This is a genomic window from Sphingopyxis sp. H053 (assembly GCF_001468225.1).
In the GTDB taxonomy this organism is placed as follows: Bacteria; Pseudomonadota; Alphaproteobacteria; order Sphingomonadales; family Sphingomonadaceae; genus Sphingopyxis.
Genome location: NZ_LNRU01000005.1, coordinates 318,026 through 335,703 on the forward strand (window position 1 = coordinate 318,026; position 17,678 = coordinate 335,703).

The 17,678-nt window shown below is 64.5% G+C and carries 22 protein-coding genes; 12 read left to right on the plus strand and 10 right to left on the minus strand.

Annotation, left to right across the window (positions count from 1 at the left end):
• Positions 1-3: 3 nt before the first annotated feature.
• The 4 genes from pstB (at position 4) to ATE70_RS11870 (ending at position 2,754) form a co-directional block, all read left to right on the plus strand.
• Positions 4-786 (plus strand): phosphate ABC transporter ATP-binding protein PstB, encoded by a 783-nt coding sequence (gene pstB, locus ATE70_RS11855; protein WP_058538096.1) that lies wholly within the window; start codon positions 4-6, stop codon positions 784-786.
• Between the two features lie 24 nt (positions 787-810).
• Positions 811-1,530, plus strand: a complete 720-nt coding sequence (gene phoU, locus ATE70_RS11860; protein ID WP_058538097.1) for a phosphate signaling complex protein PhoU — start codon at positions 811-813, stop codon at positions 1,528-1,530.
• A complete protein-coding gene (gene phoB / locus ATE70_RS11865) occupies positions 1,530-2,228 on the plus strand; it encodes a phosphate regulon transcriptional regulator PhoB (protein WP_058538098.1) in 699 nt (232 codons plus the stop codon). The genes phoU and phoB overlap by 1 nt, the downstream gene beginning before the upstream one ends.
• Before the next feature lie 196 nt (positions 2,229-2,424).
• Positions 2,425-2,754, plus strand: a complete 330-nt coding sequence (locus ATE70_RS11870; RefSeq protein WP_197411444.1) for a DMT family transporter — start codon at positions 2,425-2,427, stop codon at positions 2,752-2,754.
• 302 nt (positions 2,755-3,056) lie between these two features.
• On the opposite strand, the gene ATE70_RS11875 is transcribed toward ATE70_RS11870, so the two are convergent.
• Positions 3,057-4,415 (minus strand): OprO/OprP family phosphate-selective porin, encoded by a 1,359-nt coding sequence (locus ATE70_RS11875; protein WP_058538099.1) that lies wholly within the window; start codon positions 4,413-4,415, stop codon positions 3,057-3,059.
• A 203-nt stretch (positions 4,416-4,618) separates the two neighbouring features.
• On the opposite strand from ATE70_RS11875, the gene ATE70_RS11880 reads away from it, so the two are divergent.
• Entirely contained in the window at positions 4,619-5,521 is a 903-nt protein-coding gene (locus ATE70_RS11880) for an SDR family oxidoreductase (protein ID WP_058538100.1), read from the plus strand.
• 239 nt (positions 5,522-5,760) lie between these two features.
• Entirely contained in the window at positions 5,761-6,834 is a 1,074-nt protein-coding gene (locus ATE70_RS11885) for a hypothetical protein (protein ID WP_058538101.1), read from the plus strand.
• Here the strand turns inward: ATE70_RS11885 and ATE70_RS11890 are convergent.
• The 7 genes from ATE70_RS11890 to ATE70_RS11920 form a co-directional block, all read right to left on the minus strand.
• Positions 6,812-7,159: a DUF2794 domain-containing protein gene (locus tag ATE70_RS11890; protein WP_058538102.1), complete on the minus strand. Its 348-nt coding sequence runs from the start codon at positions 7,157-7,159 to the stop codon at positions 6,812-6,814. The two genes, ATE70_RS11885 and ATE70_RS11890, sit on opposite strands and share 23 nt — an antisense overlap.
• The gene (gene cysE, locus ATE70_RS11895; RefSeq protein ID WP_058538103.1) at positions 7,159-7,875 is read right to left on the minus strand and encodes a serine O-acetyltransferase; all 717 of its coding nucleotides are present in this window, start codon (positions 7,873-7,875) and stop codon (positions 7,159-7,161) included. Before cysE ends, ATE70_RS11890 begins: the two co-directional genes overlap by 1 nt.
• A gap of 83 nt (positions 7,876-7,958) precedes the next feature.
• A complete protein-coding gene (locus ATE70_RS11900; RefSeq protein WP_231732635.1) occupies positions 7,959-8,558 on the minus strand; it encodes a hypothetical protein in 600 nt (199 codons plus the stop codon).
• 28 nt (positions 8,559-8,586) lie between these two features.
• On the minus strand, positions 8,587-9,996 hold the full coding sequence (locus tag ATE70_RS11905; protein ID WP_058538105.1) for a pyruvate dehydrogenase complex E1 component subunit beta: 1,410 nt from the start codon (positions 9,994-9,996) through the stop codon (positions 8,587-8,589).
• A 1-nt stretch (position 9,997) separates the two neighbouring features.
• Positions 9,998-11,068, minus strand: a complete 1,071-nt coding sequence (gene pdhA / locus ATE70_RS11910) for a pyruvate dehydrogenase (acetyl-transferring) E1 component subunit alpha (protein WP_058538106.1) — start codon at positions 11,066-11,068, stop codon at positions 9,998-10,000.
• A 259-nt stretch (positions 11,069-11,327) separates the two neighbouring features.
• On the minus strand, positions 11,328-11,654 hold the full coding sequence (locus ATE70_RS11915) for an FtsB family cell division protein (RefSeq protein ID WP_056374132.1): 327 nt from the start codon (positions 11,652-11,654) through the stop codon (positions 11,328-11,330).
• 109 nt (positions 11,655-11,763) lie between these two features.
• Complete coding sequence (locus tag ATE70_RS11920; RefSeq protein WP_058538107.1) at positions 11,764-12,345, minus strand: helix-turn-helix domain-containing protein; 582 nt, start codon at positions 12,343-12,345, stop codon at positions 11,764-11,766.
• 86 nt (positions 12,346-12,431) lie between these two features.
• Between ATE70_RS11920 and ATE70_RS11925 the strand changes: the two genes are divergently transcribed.
• Positions 12,432-13,742, plus strand: coding sequence for a S41 family peptidase (locus ATE70_RS11925; RefSeq protein ID WP_058801049.1), 1,311 nt, complete (start codon positions 12,432-12,434; stop codon positions 13,740-13,742).
• 42 nt (positions 13,743-13,784) lie between these two features.
• Here the strand turns inward: ATE70_RS11925 and eno are convergent, their stop codons facing one another.
• Entirely contained in the window at positions 13,785-15,059 is a 1,275-nt protein-coding gene (eno, locus tag ATE70_RS11930) for a phosphopyruvate hydratase (protein ID WP_058538109.1), read from the minus strand.
• 204 nt (positions 15,060-15,263) lie between these two features.
• On the opposite strand from eno, the gene ATE70_RS11935 reads away from it, so the two are divergent.
• The 5 genes from ATE70_RS11935 to ATE70_RS11955 all read left to right on the plus strand — a co-directional run bounded on the left by ATE70_RS11935 (position 15,264) and on the right by ATE70_RS11955 (position 17,298).
• A complete protein-coding gene (locus ATE70_RS11935; protein ID WP_058538110.1) occupies positions 15,264-15,812 on the plus strand; it encodes a hypothetical protein in 549 nt (182 codons plus the stop codon).
• Between the two features lie 7 nt (positions 15,813-15,819).
• Positions 15,820-16,284, plus strand: a complete 465-nt coding sequence (locus ATE70_RS11940) for a phage holin family protein (protein ID WP_058538111.1) — start codon at positions 15,820-15,822, stop codon at positions 16,282-16,284.
• The gene (locus tag ATE70_RS11945; RefSeq protein WP_058538112.1) at positions 16,268-16,657 is read left to right on the plus strand and encodes a hypothetical protein; all 390 of its coding nucleotides are present in this window, start codon (positions 16,268-16,270) and stop codon (positions 16,655-16,657) included. The genes ATE70_RS11940 and ATE70_RS11945 overlap by 17 nt, the downstream gene beginning before the upstream one ends.
• A complete protein-coding gene (locus tag ATE70_RS11950; RefSeq protein WP_231732634.1) occupies positions 16,638-16,997 on the plus strand; it encodes a hypothetical protein in 360 nt (119 codons plus the stop codon). Before ATE70_RS11945 ends, ATE70_RS11950 begins: the two co-directional genes overlap by 20 nt.
• An 82-nt stretch (positions 16,998-17,079) precedes the next feature.
• Positions 17,080-17,298: a DUF4170 domain-containing protein gene (locus ATE70_RS11955; protein WP_058538113.1), complete on the plus strand. Its 219-nt coding sequence runs from the start codon at positions 17,080-17,082 to the stop codon at positions 17,296-17,298.
• An 84-nt stretch (positions 17,299-17,382) separates the two neighbouring features.
• Here ATE70_RS11955 and ATE70_RS11960 read toward each other — a convergent pair whose 3' ends face one another.
• The gene (locus tag ATE70_RS11960; protein WP_058538114.1) at positions 17,383-17,661 is read right to left on the minus strand and encodes an ETC complex I subunit; all 279 of its coding nucleotides are present in this window, start codon (positions 17,659-17,661) and stop codon (positions 17,383-17,385) included.
• Positions 17,662-17,678 lie beyond the last annotated feature (17 nt).

The following is a 17,678-nucleotide window of genomic DNA, read 5'->3' on the forward strand; positions in this document are numbered from 1 at the left end:
CCCATGACCCAAGACGATCTTACCATCGCCGACCCCAAGATGAAGGCGCACGGCGTCAACGTCTTCTATGGCGAGAAACAGGCGATCAACGACGTGTCGATCGACGTCGGCACCGACCTCGTCACTGCCTTCATCGGCCCGTCGGGCTGCGGCAAGTCGACCTTCCTGCGCTCGCTCAACCGCATGAACGACACCGTCGCCAGCGCTAAAGTGACCGGCCAGATCGAGCTCGACGGCGAGGATATCTATGCGCCGTCGATGGACGTTGTGCAGCTGCGCGCACGCGTCGGCATGGTGTTCCAGAAACCGAACCCCTTCCCCAAGTCGATCTATGACAATGTCGGTTATGGCCCGCGCATCCACGGCCTCGCGCCGAACAAGGCCGACCTCGACGTCATCGTCGAGCGCGCGCTGGTGCGCGCCGGCCTGTGGGACGAGGTCAAGGACCGGCTCGCCGAAAGCGGCACTGCCTTGTCGGGCGGCCAGCAGCAGCGCCTGTGCATCGCGCGCGCGATCGCGGTCGATCCCGAAGTCATTTTGATGGACGAGCCCTGCTCGGCGCTCGACCCGATCGCGACCGCGAAGATCGAGGAGCTGATCCACGAACTGCGCGGCAAATATGCGATCGTGATCGTCACGCACAATATGCAGCAGGCGGCCCGCGTGTCGCAGCGCACCGCCTTTTTCCACCTCGGGACGCTGGTCGAATATGGCAAGACGACCGACATCTTCACCAACCCGAAACAGGAACGCACCAAGGACTATATCACTGGCCGCTACGGTTAAGCCGCAGCCAAAAGGACAAGCGTGATGGCACTAACGAACGATCATACGGTCAAAGCCTTCGACGAAGACCTGAACCGCCTCCGCGGGCTGATCAGCGAAATGGGCGGCCGCGCCGAACAGGCGCTGCTCCAGGCGATGACCTCGCTCAGCAAGGGCGATCTCGACCTCGCGGCGCAGGTCGTGCGCGACGACAAGAAGATCGACGCGCTCGAGGCCGAGGTCGAACAGCTCGCGGTCCAGACGATCGCGCTCCGCGCGCCGATGGCCGACGATCTGCGCGAGATGATCGCGGCATTGAAGATCGTCTCGGTGGTCGAGCGCATCGGCGACTATGCGAAGAATATCGCCAAGCGCGTCGCGCTGATGGACCAGACGCGCTCGATCGAGGCGATCCCGCTGCTGATTTCGATGTCGAACATCGTCGCCGAACTGATCCACGACGCGCTCGACAGCTTCGCGGCCCGCGACGCCGAACTCGCGGTGCGGGTGACGGTGCGCGACAAGAATGTCGACGATTTCTACAACAGCATCTTCCGCACGCTCGTTACCTTCATGATGGAAAATCCCAAGTACATCACCGAAAGCGCGCACCTGCTGTTCGTCGCCAAGAACCTCGAGCGCATGGGCGACCATGCGACGAACATCGCCGAGATGGTCTATTATGTCGTCACCGGCGATCATATGGAGGAACGCGAGCGCGGCGAGCAGCCCGAAGATGGCGCCGCGGAGCAGGAGCAAGGCTGATGCCGCAGCCCGACCTGCTGCTCATCGAGGATGACGAGGCGATCGCCGAACTCATCGTCTGGCATTTCGCCCGCGAAGGCTTTTCGGTCCGCCAGACCCCCGACGGCGAGCAGGCGCTCGTCCTCGTCGAGGAACGCGTCCCCGACATCGTCCTGCTCGACTGGATGATCGAAAGCCTGCCCGGGATCGAAGTTTGCCGCCGCCTGCGCCGTAACCCCAAGTCGGCGAACGTGCCGATCATCATGCTCACCGCGCGCGGCGAGGAAGAGGACCGTATCCGCGGGCTGGAGACCGGCGCCGACGATTATGTCACCAAGCCGTTCAGCCCGCGCGAACTCGTTGCGCGCGTCCAGGCGGTGCTCCGCCGCCTGCGCCCCGCGCTGGCGGGCGAGATGCTGACCTATGCCGACATCGAGCTCGACTCGGTCGCGCACAAGGTCGTGCGCAACAGCCAGATCGTCGCGATGGGGCCGACCGAATTCCGCCTGCTCCGCCACTTCATGGAGCATCCGGGCCGCGTCTTTTCGCGTGGGCAATTGCTCGACAGCGTGTGGGGCCAGGACAGCGACATCGAACTGCGTACCGTCGACGTCCATATCCGGCGTTTGCGCAAGGCGATCAACCTGCCCGGCACGAGCGACATCATCCGCACCGTGCGCTCGGCGGGTTATGCCCTCGATTCGGGCAAGAGCGTCTGACGTCGGACGGCGCCGGCCCGGTTGATTCTCACCGTCAGGCCGGATAGGTCCGGCGTGCCGAGAATAGAGTAGCAGGCTGGTATCTCCTGCGCCCGTTTAGCGGGTTCTTCTCCGCCACGGCGTCGACCAGCCTTTTGCGGCGGGTGGCGCGGAATTGCAGTTGCCGCCCCGCCGCTACCGACGACGGAGCATCGCCATGCAATATATCTACCTCGCCATCGCCATCGTTGCAGAGGTCGTTGCGACCAGTTTCATGAAACAATCGGAAGGCTTCACGAAGCTCGTCCCGTCGCTGATTACCGCCGGCGGCTATATTGTGGCCTTCTATTTCCTCTCGCTGACCCTCCGGACCTTGCCCACGGGAATCGCCTATGCGATCTGGTCCGGCGTCGGGATCGTGCTGATCGCGGCGATCGCGTGGGTGTTTCAGGGCCAGAAGCTCGATACGCCCGCCATGGTCGGCATGGCGCTGATCATATGCGGCGTGGTGGTGATGAACGGCTTTTCGAACAGCACCGCACACTGATCGCCGGATTCGACGGATGCCTTCGGGTCCGATGAGATTGCTGCGCTTCGCGGCAAGCTCCTTTTCCGACCAGAAGCCCCGGAAGTCCGCTAGCGACCGGAAGCTGACCCCATCCCCATAACCCGTTCGCTCGACACGAACGGCATTTGAGAACGGCTTGAACCAACCCTCCCCTTCTTCGTCACCCCGGACTTGATCCGGGGTCCATAACGACGGCGCGACTATGGATCCCGGATCAAGTCCGGGATGACGAAAGAAGAGTGAGCAACAACGTCCGCTCACTTCCGAAAGCCGCAATCAGATCAGAAATCGATCTGCGTGCGCAGCCCGAACGTGTCGGCCGAATAGCTGCGGTCGCCCGTCGCGGTGGCGACGCGCGCGTCGTCGAGCCAGACTTTGCCGTAGTTGGCAGTGATCCGGACATAGTCGATAGGCGCCCAGGCGAGCCCGATCAGCGCCGTCTTTTGCTGCCCGCCACGCACGCCCGCGTCGTTGAGGTCGAGATAGTCGTAGCGCGCATTGACCTCGATCGCGCCGATCCCGCCGGCGGTGATCGGCTTCGACGGCTTGAGGCGGTCGAACGCGCCATCCCTGTACCCGCGCGCGTCGCCGCCCGTCAGTACCATGCCGACTTCGGCATAGCCGCCGAAGAAGGTCGGGTCGGCGGCGGCGGTGCTGCGCTTGACGCTCTGCCAATAGGCTTCGCCCGCGGCGTGGAACGGCCCGGCGATCACCGCGCCCTCGAGGCCGAGGCCGCGCTCGCTCGATATGTCGATCAGCCCCGTGTCGACCAGCCGCACGTCGGTCGTGTGGACGAAAGGACGCGCGCGGTAGCGGTTCGTCGCCGCGGGGTCATTGGGGTCGCGGTAATGGGCCGATGCGGCAAGGTGAAGCTGCGCGTTGCCAAGCTTCGGCATGAACACGACGCGGCCGTCGACGCTGAGGCTGTGGTTGCTGTCGGTGAGGTCGGCGGCATTGTCGCTGAACACCCCGCCCTGCAGCAGCAGCGCCTTGCCCTTATATTGCGCTGACAGGCCGACGCGGCGTTCGAAACCGAATGCCTGGATAAAGGCGGCGCGCTCGGTGAAGCTGGTGAACAGATCGCTCGTCATATCGTCGAGCGACCAGAAAGGCTTGACCTGACCCGCGGTGATCGACAGCGGCCCGGTGCCATAGGCCAGGTAAATATCGGTCAGTTCGACCTCACTGTTCGCGAGGTCGGCCTCGACGCGGTACGAAAAGCCGCCCGGGATTTTACCGTCGACGCCGAGGTAGATACGGCGGAACTCGGTTGCGGTGCCGCCGCGGATGCCCGTCACGCCCGCCGGCGCGTCGATGCCCGCGACGTCGAGCTGGACGCGCCCGCGCGGCTTGAAGCTCCAGCCGTCAGCGGTCTTGATCTCGGGGGCGCCCTTCCAGCTGATCTCGGTCGCGGGCTTCGCTGTGACCGAAGGCGGCGCGGGCGGCGGCACCGGAGCCGGTGCCGGCTGTGGGGTCGCGGTATCGAGCCGCGTTTCGAGCGTCTGGACTTTGGCCTTCAGCGCCGCGAGCTCGGCGCGCAGCTGCGCCGCTTCCTCGGCGGTCATCGCCTGAGCGTGGGCGGCGGTCGGCAGGCTGAACATCGACGTCGCCAGCAGAGCGGCGGTCAGGGCGTGGCGCATGAGGGATTTGCTCCGTTGCGAAAGGTTACAAGCTCGGGGCGCTGCTATGACGCTTGCGTGACATATGCACGTCATTTGCGTGACATTTTTGTTTCATCCGGCATTTTCTCTCCCTCTTGCCAGCAAGGAGCGAACGGCTAAGGACGTTCCAGTTTTTTCGGGCAACCTTTCTTCGGGGAGGCCGCCCTAACCGGGAGACCATCATGACGATCAAATTTGACGGCCGCGTTGCTATTGTCACCGGCGCCGGCGGCGGTCTTGGCCGCGCCTATGCGCTCGAACTCGCGCGGCGCGGGGCAAAGGTGGTCGTCAACGACCTCGGCGGATCGCGCGACGGCACCGGTCATTCGGATGCGGCGCTGCAGGTGGTCGAGGAAATCCGCGCCGCGGGCGGCACCGCGATCTCGAACGGCGGCAGCGTTACCGAATATGACCAGATGGTCGAAATGGTCGCACGTGCGAAGGAAGAATGGGGCGGTGTCCACGTCCTGATCAACAATGCCGGCATCCTGCGCGACAAGAGCTTTGCCAAGATGGAGCCCGCCGATTTCGACCTGGTGCTGAAGGTGCATGTCAGCGGCAGCGCCAACGTCACCAAGGCGTGTTGGGACCTGATGCGCGAACAGGCGTACGGCCGCATCCTGATGACCGCGTCGTCGACGGGCCTCTACGGCAATTTCGGCCAGGCCAATTACGGCGCGGCGAAGCTGGGCCTCGCGGGGCTGACCAAGACGCTCCACCTCGAAGGCGCGAAATATAACATCCGCTGCAACACGATCGCCCCGGTCGCCGGCACGCGCATGACCGAGGATATCTTCCCCGCCGAGCTGTTCGAGAAGTTCACCCCCGAGAATGTCGTTCCGGCGGCGCTCTATCTGGTCAGCGAAGACGCCCCGACCAACATGATCGTCGGCGCGGGCGCGGGCGCGTTCCACGCCGCTTATGTCACGATGACCCCCGGCGTCGCGCTGCCCGAGGGCGAGCGTACCCCCGAGGGCGTCGCCGCGGCGTGGGAGAAGATCATCGACCGCAATGGCGAAATCGTCCCGCAGTCGGGCAGCGAGCAGTCGATGAACGTCATGAAAGCGTTGATGGCGCTGGGCTGAAGCTGATCTTTCCTCCCTGTCGCGGAGCGATGGGGAGGTGGCAGTGGCGCAGCCGCTGACGGAGGGGCTTTGGCGCAAGGTCGCGGCCCCTCCACCACCGCCTACGGCGGCGGTCCCCCTCCCCATGCCTGCGGCACGGGGAGGATCGGCTTTCACTACCGCCACGCTGTATTGACACACTAACACGGCCATGCCATAAACATCGCGGGGCAAGGGGATCGGACAGAAGGACGACCCCGATGTATAGTGAAACCGACCTGCAAGCCGCGGTCGATGCAAAGGTACTGACGCCGGAGGCCGCGCTGGCTTTCCGGTCGCATATCGCATCGGTGCGCGCCGCCCCCGGAGCGGATGAGGAATCATTCCGCCTCATCACCGGCTTCAACGATATTTTCGTCAGCATCGCGGCGGTGATCCTGCTCGTCGCGGTCGGCTGGATCGGCGCCTCGATCCATACCGCGCTCGGCGGCGCCTTCGTCGCCGGCTCGGCATGGTTCCTCGCCGAATATTTCACCCGCAAACGCCGGATGGCGCTGCCCAGCATCGTCCTCGTCCTCGCCTTTGCAGGCGGCGTGTTCGCGACGATGGTCGGCTTCCTCGTCGAACATGGCGAATCAATCTTTGGCAGCGACCCCGGCGAAACCGTCGGCGCGATCCTCATCGGCGCGATGGCGCTCGTCACCGCCGCGGCGACGTGGGCGCACTGGAAGCGTTTCATGGTGCCGATCACCGTCGCCGCCGGGACCGCCGCGCTCGCCGCGACCGCGGTCGCGCTCGTGCTCGCGATCACCGGGATGCCCAGCCCCGACGGCACGCTGCCGATGGTGCTCGTGCTGATCGCCGGGCTTGGCGTGTTCGCGCTCGCCATGTGGTGGGACCGCAGCGACCGCGTGCGCCAGACGCGCCGCAGCGACGTCGCCTTCTGGCTCCACCTGCTCGCCGCGCCGATGATCGCGCATCCGATCTTCCACCTGCTCGGCGTCACGCGCGGCGACGACATCGGCAGCGCCGCGGCGGTGATGGTGATCGGCGTCTATATCCTGTTCGGCCTGATCGCGCTCGCGATCGACCGCCGCGCCCTGCTCGTCTCCGCCCTCGCCTATGTGCTGTTCGCGATGACGCAGCTGTTCAACACCTTCGGTGCGGTCGAACTCAATGTCGCGCTCACGGCGTTCGTGATCGGTTCGGCGCTGCTGCTGCTCTCGGCCTTCTGGCAGAATGCGCGGGCGGTGGTGGTCGGCTTCCTGCCCGACAATCTCGCAAACCAGCTGCCCGCGACGATCCGTCCGGTCAGTCTCCAACCAGCTTCATAAGCTTGCGTTCGACGGGGGCGAGCACGTTCGACAGCTCGTCCCCGCGCTTCAAAATCGCCCCGGCTTCGGAGACAAGGGCCCACATGCCCTGCCGGCTCCGCAAGGCGGGGCGTTTTTCTATGCGATATTCGGGGCGCTCGGCGGCGCGGCGAAAGGCCGAGAAGATCGCGGCGTCGCGGTGGAAATCCATCGCATAATCGCGCCAATGCCCTGCGGCGACCATGCGGCCGTAAAGGTCCAGGATGCGCATGAGCTCAGGACGCTCGAAACCGGTCTGCTGCGGTGCCGCCCGGTTATTGAACGGCAGAGGCGTGACCGTTCCCATCAGGCGCCGGTCCGGCTCCCTTTGCGCCGCGGCGCTTCATCCTCGGCCGCGAGCTCGCGTTCGTCGAGCAACGCCTTCAGCTGCTTCTGCATCAGGTCGAGCTGGCATTGCAGCAATTCGACCTTCTGCGTCGCGGGGTCGAAATTCTCGCTGCACGACGTGCCATAAGGCACGAACTCGCGGGCATATTCGGTCGCGTCGAGCAGGGTCGAGCGCGCGGGAATGCCGACCATCACCGCGCCTTCGGGCACGTCCTTGGTCACGACGGCATTCGCGCCGATGCGCGCGCGCGCGTTGACGGTGACGGGGCCAAGAATCTGCGCGCCCGATCCGACGATCACGTCATCGGCGAGCGTCGGATGGCGCTTGCCGCCGATGCCGTTCGCGGGGTCGGTGCCGCCCAGCGTCACGCCCTGATAGATGGAGACATTATCGCCGATCTCGGCGGTCTCGCCGATCACGACGCCAAAGCCATGATCGATGAACAGGTGGCGGCCGATCGTCGCCCCCGGATGGATGTCGACCGCCGTCAGGAAGCGCGACAGGTGATTGACGAAGCGTGCGAGGAAGAACAGCCGCGCCTCGAACAGCCAATGCGCGATGCGGTGCATGCCGACCGCCACAAGACCCGGATAGAGTAGAATTTCCCAACGCGACCGCGGCGCCGGATCGCGCGCCTTGATCGAATCGAGATAGGCGACCAGCCCGTTGAACATATAATGTCCCCTGCGACCCTATTTTGTACCGCACAAGATAGATGTTCGGGCGCGGCATTTCCACCCCCGGCGCATTTTTATCGTCAGCGGCCGAACAGGCCGAGGCGCAGCAGCAGCATTCCCTCGCTACGCAAATGCCGCTCGCCGTCGTGGCTCGCGATCATGCCGGCCCAGCGGTCGAGCATCAGAAGCGGCCGGTTTCGGCCGAAAACCCTGAGCGACGGCGCATCCAGCGCCTTCGCCTGATCGAGCAAATCGCGGGCTTCGGTCTCGCCTTCCTCGACGCCCGCGCCCCAGACCAAACCCCAGCGCCGTCCGCCAGCTTCGCCGCCGCCGGACAGCGCGAAAAGCTGTCCGCCAAAGCTTTCGGAGGCCGCGCGCCGATCGCCGTCGCTCTCGGCGAGCAACATCGCTTCGGCGGCGTCGACGAGCGCGTCGAGGCCGCCCTGCCCCGCCCATGTTTCCTGAAGTTCGGCGAGCAGCGGCTCGCCCTTCGGCAAGGCGCCCGGATCGCGCGCGATCATCGCCGCCATGTCGCGCCACCAGGCGAGCTTGATCTGCCCGATCAGCGGCTCGCGCGCATCGAGCAACAGCTTGGTCAGCCGCGCGGCCAATCCCCAAAGCGCCGACAACGCCGCGCGCCGCGCGTGCGGTACGGAGACCAGCACGCGCGGATCGCGCATATCGGGATAGAAAGCCGCCTCCGGATCGTCAGGCGCGATTGCGGACCGCCTTCACGGCCGCGACGACGCGCGGCGTATCGATCAGCGCGGCCTTTTCGAGATTGTGCGCATAGGGCAGCGGCACATCCTCGTTGCACACGCGCATCACGGGCGCGTCGAGATCGTCGAAGCCATGCTCCATTGCGACCATCGCGAGTTCGCTGGCGATCGAACAGACCGGCCAGCCTTCCTCGACGATGACGAGGTGGTTCGTCTTCTTGAGGCTGGCGAGCACGGTCGCGGTGTCGAGCGGACGGATCGTACGGAGATCAATGACCTCGGCGTCGATGCCCTCGCCCGCGAGCTGGTCGGCGGCTTCGAGCGCGAGCCCGACGCCGATCGAATAGCTGACGATGGTGACGTCGCTGCCCTGCCGCATGATCCGCGCCTTGCCGATCGGCAGGACGAAATCGTCGACTTCGGGCACGTCGAAGCTGCGGCCATAGAGCAGTTCGTTTTCGAGGAAGACGACGGGGTCTTCGGTGCGGATCGCGGCCTTCAGCAGCCCCTTGGCATCGGCGGCGTCATAAGGCGCGATCACGATCAGGCCGGGGACGCTCGCATACCAGGGCGCGAAATTCTGGCTGTGCTGCGCGCCGACGCGCGCCGCGGCGCCGTTCGGTCCGCGGAACACGATCGGGCAACGCATCTGGCCGCCCGACATATAGTTGGTCTTCGCCGCCGAGTTGATGATGTGGTCGATCGCCTGCATCGCGAAGTTGAAGGTCATAAACTCGATGATCGGACGCAGCCCGCCCATCGCGGCGCCCGCGCCGAGACCGGCGAAGCCATATTCGGTGATCGGGGTGTCGACGACGCGCTGCGCGCCGAACTCCTCGAGCAGCCCCTGCGTGACCTTGTAAGCACCCTGATATTCGGCGACTTCCTCGCCCATCACGAAGACGCGGTCGTCCTTCCGCATTTCCTCGGCCATCGCGTCGCGCAAAGCTTCGCGGACGGTCAGGCGAACCATCGCGGTGCCTTCGGGGATCGCGGGGTCCGATGCGCGTTCGGCGGGTGCCGCCTTCTCCGTTGTCCCAGCGGAAGCCGGGACCGCGGGCGTGGGAGCGCTGGCGACAGCGGCCCCAGCTTCCGCTGGGGCGACGTCTTTGGCAGGTGCGGCGGCCGGTGCCGGCGCCGGTGCGGCCGCTTCCTCGCCCTCGCCGGTGATCGTCGCGATCACGGTGCCGACCTTCACATTGTCGGTGCCCTCGGCCACGAGGATCTGGCCGATCGTGCCTTCGTCGATCGCTTCGAATTCCATTGTCGCCTTGTCGGTTTCGATCTCGGCGAGAATGTCGCCCGACTTCACCGTGTCGCCTTCCTTGACGAGCCACTTGGCGAGCGTGCCTTCTTCCATCGTCGGCGACAGTGCCGGCATTTTCAATTCGATGGCCATCTCAATATTGCTCCACCAGCACGTCGGTATACAGTTCATGAAGTTCGGGTTCGGGCGCACTTTCCGCAAAGTCGGCGGACTCGGCCACGATCGCGCGGATCTCCTTGTCGATTTCCTTGAACTTGTCTTCGGTGATGCCCGCATCGGTCATCAGCTTTTTCAGATGTTCGATCGAATCGCTCTTGTCGCGCACCGCCTGCACTTCCTCGCGGCTGCGATATTTGGCGGGGTCGGACATCGAGTGACCGCGGTAACGATAGGTCTTGAGCTCCATCAACACGGGGCCCTTGCCCGCACGCACCCATTCGAGCGCTGCTTCGGCGGCGCCGCGCACCGCGAGCACGTCCATGCCGTCGACCTGCATGCCAGGGATGCGGAAGCTTTCGCCGCGGCGGTAGAGCTGGTCCTCGGCCGACGAGCGGTTCACCGAGGTGCCCATCGCATATTGGTTGTTCTCGATCACGAAGATGATCGGCAGCTTCCACAGCTCGGCCATGTTGAAGCTTTCATAGACCTGGCCCTGGTTCGATGCGCCGTCGCCGAAATAGGCCATCGCCACGCCGCCGTCGCCGCGGTACTTGTGCGCGAAGGCGAGGCCCGTGCCGAGCGACACCTGCGCGCCGACGATGCCGTGGCCGCCATAGAATTTATGCTCGACGCTGAACATGTGCATCGAGCCGCCCTTGCCTTTCGAGATGCCGGCCTGGCGTCCCGTCAGCTCAGCCATGATGACCTTGGGGTCGATGCCGTAGGCGAGCATGTGGCCATGGTCGCGGTAGCCGGTGATCACGCTGTCCTTGTCGCCGTCGAGCGCCGACTGGAGGCCGACCGCCACGGCTTCCTGCCCGATGTAGAGGTGACAGAAACCGCCGATCAGGCCGAGGCCGTAAAGCTGCCCCGCCTTTTCCTCGAAGCGGCGGATGAGCAGCATCTCGCGATAGAATTTTTCCAGCTCTTCGGGCGTCGCGTCATAGGGAACGGGATCGCGCGGTTGCTCGCGGTTGCTCGCGGCGGCCGGGGTGGATGCAGTCTTTTTTGGCGCGGGGGAGGTGCGCGCGGGTGCTTTGGCCAAGGCGGGTTCCTTTGCAGTTAGCCGTTACGGCAAGCGCTCCCTATAGGAGAGCCGCGCGCCACTTGGCAACGCCCACCATGGGCGGGCGCTATGCCAACTTACGTATGCAGCAAGAGACGCGCTTACGCCCCATCCTCGTCATTCCCGCGAAGGCGGGAATCCCGCTTTTCCGAACCAAGAGGGAGGCCGATGCTGTGCCCGCAAAAAAGGAAGCGGGATCCCCGCCTTCGCGGGGATGACGGGAAAGCAGATGACAGGCTTAGCGCTTCGCGTCGGGTTCCATCGGAATGATCACCTCGTCGGGGTGATAGGCGCCAAGCTTCTCGCGGACATATTCCTCGGCCAGATCGGGATCGACACGGCGACGGTCGAGCAGGTTGACGCGGTTCTGCAGCTCGGTCTGCTTCTTGGTCAGCTCGCTCAGGATGACGCGCTGCTTCTCGACCGACTGGCCGTAATCGCCCCAGGCGTACAGGCCGGTCGGACCGAAAATGATGTAGCCGATCATCGCCAGCACCACCATCACCGCGATGGCGGGACCGGCGGCCCGGTGCATCGATTTGCGGAATTTGTGGCGCTGCGTCATTCCGGCCCTTGAATCAGAGTTGATTCGCGGCGTCAAGGCGCCAGGTGCGGGTTTTGCACCCTTTTCCATTTCAAAAACCATCAGCGGGACCATGGCCGACGCGACGGTGCTAGAGGACCACGCATCGGACGAAACGAACGGGCGTCGGCTGTCTGTTGATGAATGTGCAGGAGGAAGCGCTTGAGAATATCTTGAAATCGCCGCCAGCAACATGAAACTCGTCATTGCCGAATTCAATTATCAATAGGCCGTCGACAACAAAAATCATCTCGTGACCTATCTCCGAATGCGCTTCCGACCGATAGCTGTCGCCGGGACCAAGCGACCACAGCCACAATTCGGTCTCCTTCGTCGACGGGGCGGTTCCCAGCAACCTGGCCTCGCTGCCCGCGGCCTTCCCCTGCCACGCAAGGCTGTTCACCCGCCTGCCATCGGCAGCATCTGGCGGCCGAACAATCTCGGAAAACGTGACTGACATCGCTGCGGCCAGTCGATCGATGCTGGACAGGCTGACGTTCGTCTCTCCGCCCTCGATGGCGGAAATCATTCGCCGGCTGAGTCCCGACATCTGGGCCAGGGCGGTTTGGCTCAAATCCCTTTCATCGCGCAATCTGCGCAGGTTTTTCCCAACATTGGCAAGCACATCGGACCTGTCCGATACATGACGTTGACTGCGCAATATATTGCTCATACTAAAGCCGACCACTGGATAATTGGGATAGCGCGGTTTACCACCAACGACCAACCGGGAAAGTGATTGATATGCACGGTCGCCCCATGCTTTTAGCAATGATGCTCGTCCCGGGCCTGTGCTTTTCCCCGGTCGCGGCGGCCGAACCGGTAGCAGAGGCACCGGTAACGGCACCCATCCTGACCACCGCAACGCGCGACGCGGCGCTGCAAGCCATCAAGGCCCGGCTAACCCGGGCCTATATCGATCCCGAACGCGTTCCCGCGATATTGGCACGGCTCGATTCGTCGAAGGCGCGCTATCGGACCGACGATCCGACGCGGTTTGCGGCGCTGATTACCGCGGACATGCAGACGGTCGCAAACGACACGCACCTCTATTTACGGTTCGAGCCCGAATGGTATCGCGCGGCGACGGCCCCGCCGGATCAGGCCGCGATCGCGGCATCCAATGCCTTCGAAGCGCAGCATGCGCGCGACTTCAATCACGGACTGGTCGAAACACGGCTTTTGCCGGGCAATATACGGTATCTGAAGATCGTCGGCTTCTTCTGGAACGAAGCCGAGACAGCGCGGGCTTATGACGACGCGATGCGCTTCTTGAAAGGCGGGCGAGCGATCATCATCGACCTGCGCAGCAATCAGGGGGGCGACACCAACGCGCTCGACTATCTGCGGAGCCATTTCTTCGCCCCCGATACGCTGATGACCACCCTGATTACCCCCGGCAGCGCCGACGTACAGGTCCGATCGCAGCTCAACCTCCCGAGCGGGCGACTAACCGGCATTCCCCTATATGTGCTGATCAACCATCGCTCGCGCTCTGCAGCCGAAGCATTTGCTTATACGATCGGGCAATTCAAACTCGGTGAACTGGTGGGCGAACGCACCGAGGGTGCGGCCCATTTTTCGGACGATACCGCGGTGCCGCCATTCTTCCGACTCTCGGTGCCGCTCGGATATACGCAGGATCCCATCGGCAAGCGCGACTGGGAAGGCACGGGCGTTTCCCCGACCGTCGAGGTTCCGGCGCCTGAGGCGCTGGAAACCGCCTATGACCTCGCCCTCGCCCGGCTGCTGCCGGTCACGCCCGCCGGGATCGAAAAGGATTTTCTTGTCTGGGCACGCGACCGGTTGGCGGCGCAGCGCACCGGTTATGCGCCGACCCCGACAGAACTCTCGGCCTTCGCGGGCCAATATGGCGCCGCGAAGATCGAACTTCGCGGTTCGGCCTTATGGCTGATCCGGCCCGACCGCGAGCCGCGGCAACTCAAGCCGCTCGGCGCCGGGGGATTGTTCGAAGCGGAAGACGATGACACCTTCCGCGTCAAAATCGGGAATGACGGCTTATATTTGTTGCGCCCGGGAAGCCCGCTTACCCTCGATTATCCGCGTTGACGCCTCAACGCCGAGCCAACGGAACCGGCACGCTTCGCTCGCTCACCCGAAAATCGAAGCGCCCGGATAACGCGCCATGTCGCCCAGCTCTTCCTCGATGCGGATCAGCTGGTTGTACTTGGCAAGCCGGTCCGAACGCGCGAGGCTGCCGGTCTTGATCTGGCCGCAGTTGGTCGCGACCGCGAGGTCTGCAATCGTCGAATCCTCGGTCTCGCCCGAACGGTGCGACATGACGGCGGTGTAACGCGAGCGGTGCGCTATATCGACCGCGTCAAGCGTTTCGGACAGCGTACCGATCTGGTTGACCTTGACGAGCAGCGAGTTGGCGAGCCCGTCCTTGATCCCCTGTTCGAGGCGCAGCGGATTGGTGACGAACAGGTCGTCGCCGACGAGCTGGCACTTGTCACCGACCAGATCAGTAAGCGCCTTCCAGCCCACAAAATCATCTTCGCTCATCCCGTCCTCGATCGACTTGATCGGGTAATCGTCGACGAGCGCGGCGAGATATTCGGCCATCTGCTCGGGGCTGAGCGAAAGCCCCTCGCCGCTGATCTCATATTTGCCGCTCTTGAAGAATTCGGTCGCCGCGCAATCGAGCGCGAGGACGACGTCGGTGCCGAGCTTGAAGCCCGCCTGATCGACCGATGCCGCGATGAAGTCGAGCGCGGCGCGCGTCGAGGCGAGGTTCGGGGCGAAGCCGCCTTCGTCGCCGACCGCGGTCGCGAGGCCCTTGGCCGACAGCCCCTTTTTCAGCGTGTGGAAAATCTCGCTGCCCCAGCGCACGGCTTCGGCGATGCTGCCGGCGCCGACGGGCATGATCATGAATTCCTGCACGTCGATCGGATTGTCGGCATGCTCGCCGCCGTTGATGATGTTCATCATCGGAACGGGGAGAGTGCGCGCCGAAACGCCGCCGACATAGCGATAGAGCGGCAGGCCGCGCGCGTCGGCTGCGGCCTTGGCAGCGGCGAGGCTGACGCCGAGGATCGCATTGGCGCCGAGGCGGCTCTTGTTCGGCGTGCCGTCGAGGTCGATCATCGCCTGGTCGAGTTCGCGCTGGTCCTCGGCATCGAGGCCGATCAGCGCCTCGGCGATATCGCCGTTGACCGCGGCGACCGCCTTGATCACACCCTTGCCGAGATAACGGCTCTTGTCGCCATCGCGGAGTTCGACGGCTTCATGCGCGCCGGTCGAGGCGCCCGAGGGCACCGCCGCGCGGCCGAAGCTGCCGTCTTCGAGCAGGACATCGACTTCAACGGTCGGATTGCCGCGGCTGTCGAGGATTTCGCGGCCGTGGATGTCGATGATGGCGGTCATGGAATATGTCCTGCTGAAGCCCTGTCGACAGGGCGTAGGGAAAGGCGCCCGCCTGTTATCGGCAGGGTGACGTTAGTGCAACCGCTGCATAGGAATTTTGCGGAGGGATGGAACCATTCGGTCCGCCTTGCTATATATTGAGGCAGGACCAAAAGGGGACGCCCGCTGATGCGGCGCCCGTATAAGAAGAAGAGGACAAAGCCGATGGCCAAAGCCGCTACTCCCGCGACGAAGAAAGTTGCCGCTCCCCGTCCCAAGGCGCCCGTGAAGGCCGCCGCCACCAAGGCGGCGCCGGCACGCAAGCCGGCCGCCAAAAAGGCGAACGCCAAGGATCACCCGATCCGCGACCAGATCGCCGCGACGCGCGACACCATCAAATCCGAAGCGTCAAAGAAAGCCGCCTCGCTGAAGCAGGAAGCGACGACGCTGAAGAATCAGGCTTCGACCAAGGCCCGCGACGCCGCAAACAAGGGCAAGGACAAGGCAGCCGAAGCCGTCGGCAGCCTCGCCAAGCTGCTCGAAGACAGCGCCGGCACCGTCGACACCAAGTTCGGCAAACAATATGGCGACTACGCCCGCTCGGCCGCGACGACCGTTGCCGGCCTTGCCACGACGCTCGACAAGAAGGATCTCGACGAGCTCGCCGCCTCGACGCGCGACATGGTCAAAAAGAACCCGGCGATCGCCGTCGGTGCCGCCACGGTGATCGGCTTCGTGCTCGCCCGGATGCTCAAGGGCAGCTCGAACGATTGACAGGGCATTGGCATCTTCCGATCCGAATACCCCGCCGGCGCCCGACGCGCGCAGCTTTGACGGCATAAGTCATGGTTATGCGCCGGACGGACGTCCGGTCACGCCGCCGCCCGTTCCGCTCGAAACGATTGTCGGCGATGTCGTCGACAATCTCTCGGCGACGGCACGGGCGGAACTGGCGCTGCTTGAGGCCCGCAGCGAACTGGCACTACACGGCGCGTCATGGACCGCGGCGTGGGGCGCGGTCGCGGCAACTGCCTTGGGCATCGCAATGCTTGCACTTGCGTTCGGGGCGATCCTCGCGCTCGCGCCAAATGTCGGGCCATTCGTTGCGACACTGATCGTCGTCGCGGTGCTGCTCGCCATCGCGGGCTTTGCCGGATGGCGCGCGCAGCTCAGCTATGGCGACATCCGTACCGCGCTCCGCCGCGACCTGACGAACGAGGGGATCGACGATGCCGCGGACGCGTAATCGCCTAATCGCCGCCGCGCGCCGCTCGATGCTCCAGCGGGGCGAACTGCACCGCCGGCTCGACGTAGCGCGCGCGGCGCTGAGGCCCAGTGCGCTCGTCGATCGCGGCAAATACCGGATTGGCGAGGCCGTCGACGACACCGCGCATGCCGTGCAGCAGCAGTTTCGCGACAACAAGCTGCCGATCGCGATCGCGGCGGCAGCCGGCCTCGCTTGGTTGCTACGCGAACCGATCAAGGAACATGCGCCCCGCCTGATGCAAAAGATTCAGGACCTGGCGACCGACGTCGCCGATCATTTTCGTTCCGCCGATGAACCGGCGGACGAGGATGACATCGAAATATTGGAGGAAGATGATGAAGCCATTCGGTGAAACCGCCCGCGAGACGCGTGCAAAAGCGAGTGAACTTGCGGAGAAAACCGCCGAAAATGCTCGGCTGACCGCCGAGGCGGCAAAGGCGCGCATCCAGGACGGCTATGGCCGCGCCCGCGCCGCGACCGAAGACCTCGCAGCCAAGGCAAGCGAACAGGCCGGCGTCGCCCGCGAAGCCGCCGGCGAAGTCTATGAAAAGGGCAAGGCGCAGGCCAAGCGCGCGAACAGCAAGCTGAAGGATGCGGCCGAGAAGCAGCCGCTGGCCTTGGTCGCGGGCGCGGTCGCGATCGGCGCGCTGCTCGGCTCGCTGCTGCCGAAAGGCCGCAAGGGCGAGGATTGAGCCGCACTTGCCGTAAGGGCAAAGCGCTGGTAGGGGGCGCGGCTTCTCCCCTCCCCAGCGCTAGCCCGCAAGGAAAGCAGCCATGAGCAAATTGCATCTCGTGTTCGGCGGCCGCGTCGCCGATCCGCAGGGTCTCGACTTCGTCGACCTGCACAATCTCGACGTCGTCGGCCTCTATCCCGATTACAAGTCGGCCGAAAAGGCGTGGCGCAGCGCCGCGCAGCGCACCGTCGACGATGCCGAAATGAAATATGTCGTCGTCCACCTGCACAAATTGTTGCAGCCGGACGCCGAAGCCTGAAAAAAACGTCGCCCCAGCGAAAGCTGGGGCCGCTATCGCCCAGGCATGGCGCCCGCGATCCCAGCTTTCGCTGGGATGACATGATTACCGGAAATTGTCGGCGTAAGCCTGAATCTTGAGCGTACGCACAGGGGGCGCGGTCACTTCGACCTCGATGCCGTTACGCTCCGCGTAAGCCACCGCTTCTTCGCGGCTCGCGAAACCCAGGCGCAGCTGGCGCTGCGTGTCGCCGCTACCCGCCCAGCCCATCAGCGGATCGGCCTTGCGCGCCTCGGCGGGGGCAAATTCCAGCATCCAGCGCTGCGTCCCGGCACGCCCCGACTGCATCGCATTCTTGGGCTTCTGGAAGATACGCGCTTTCATCGGGGTGTCCTGTAACT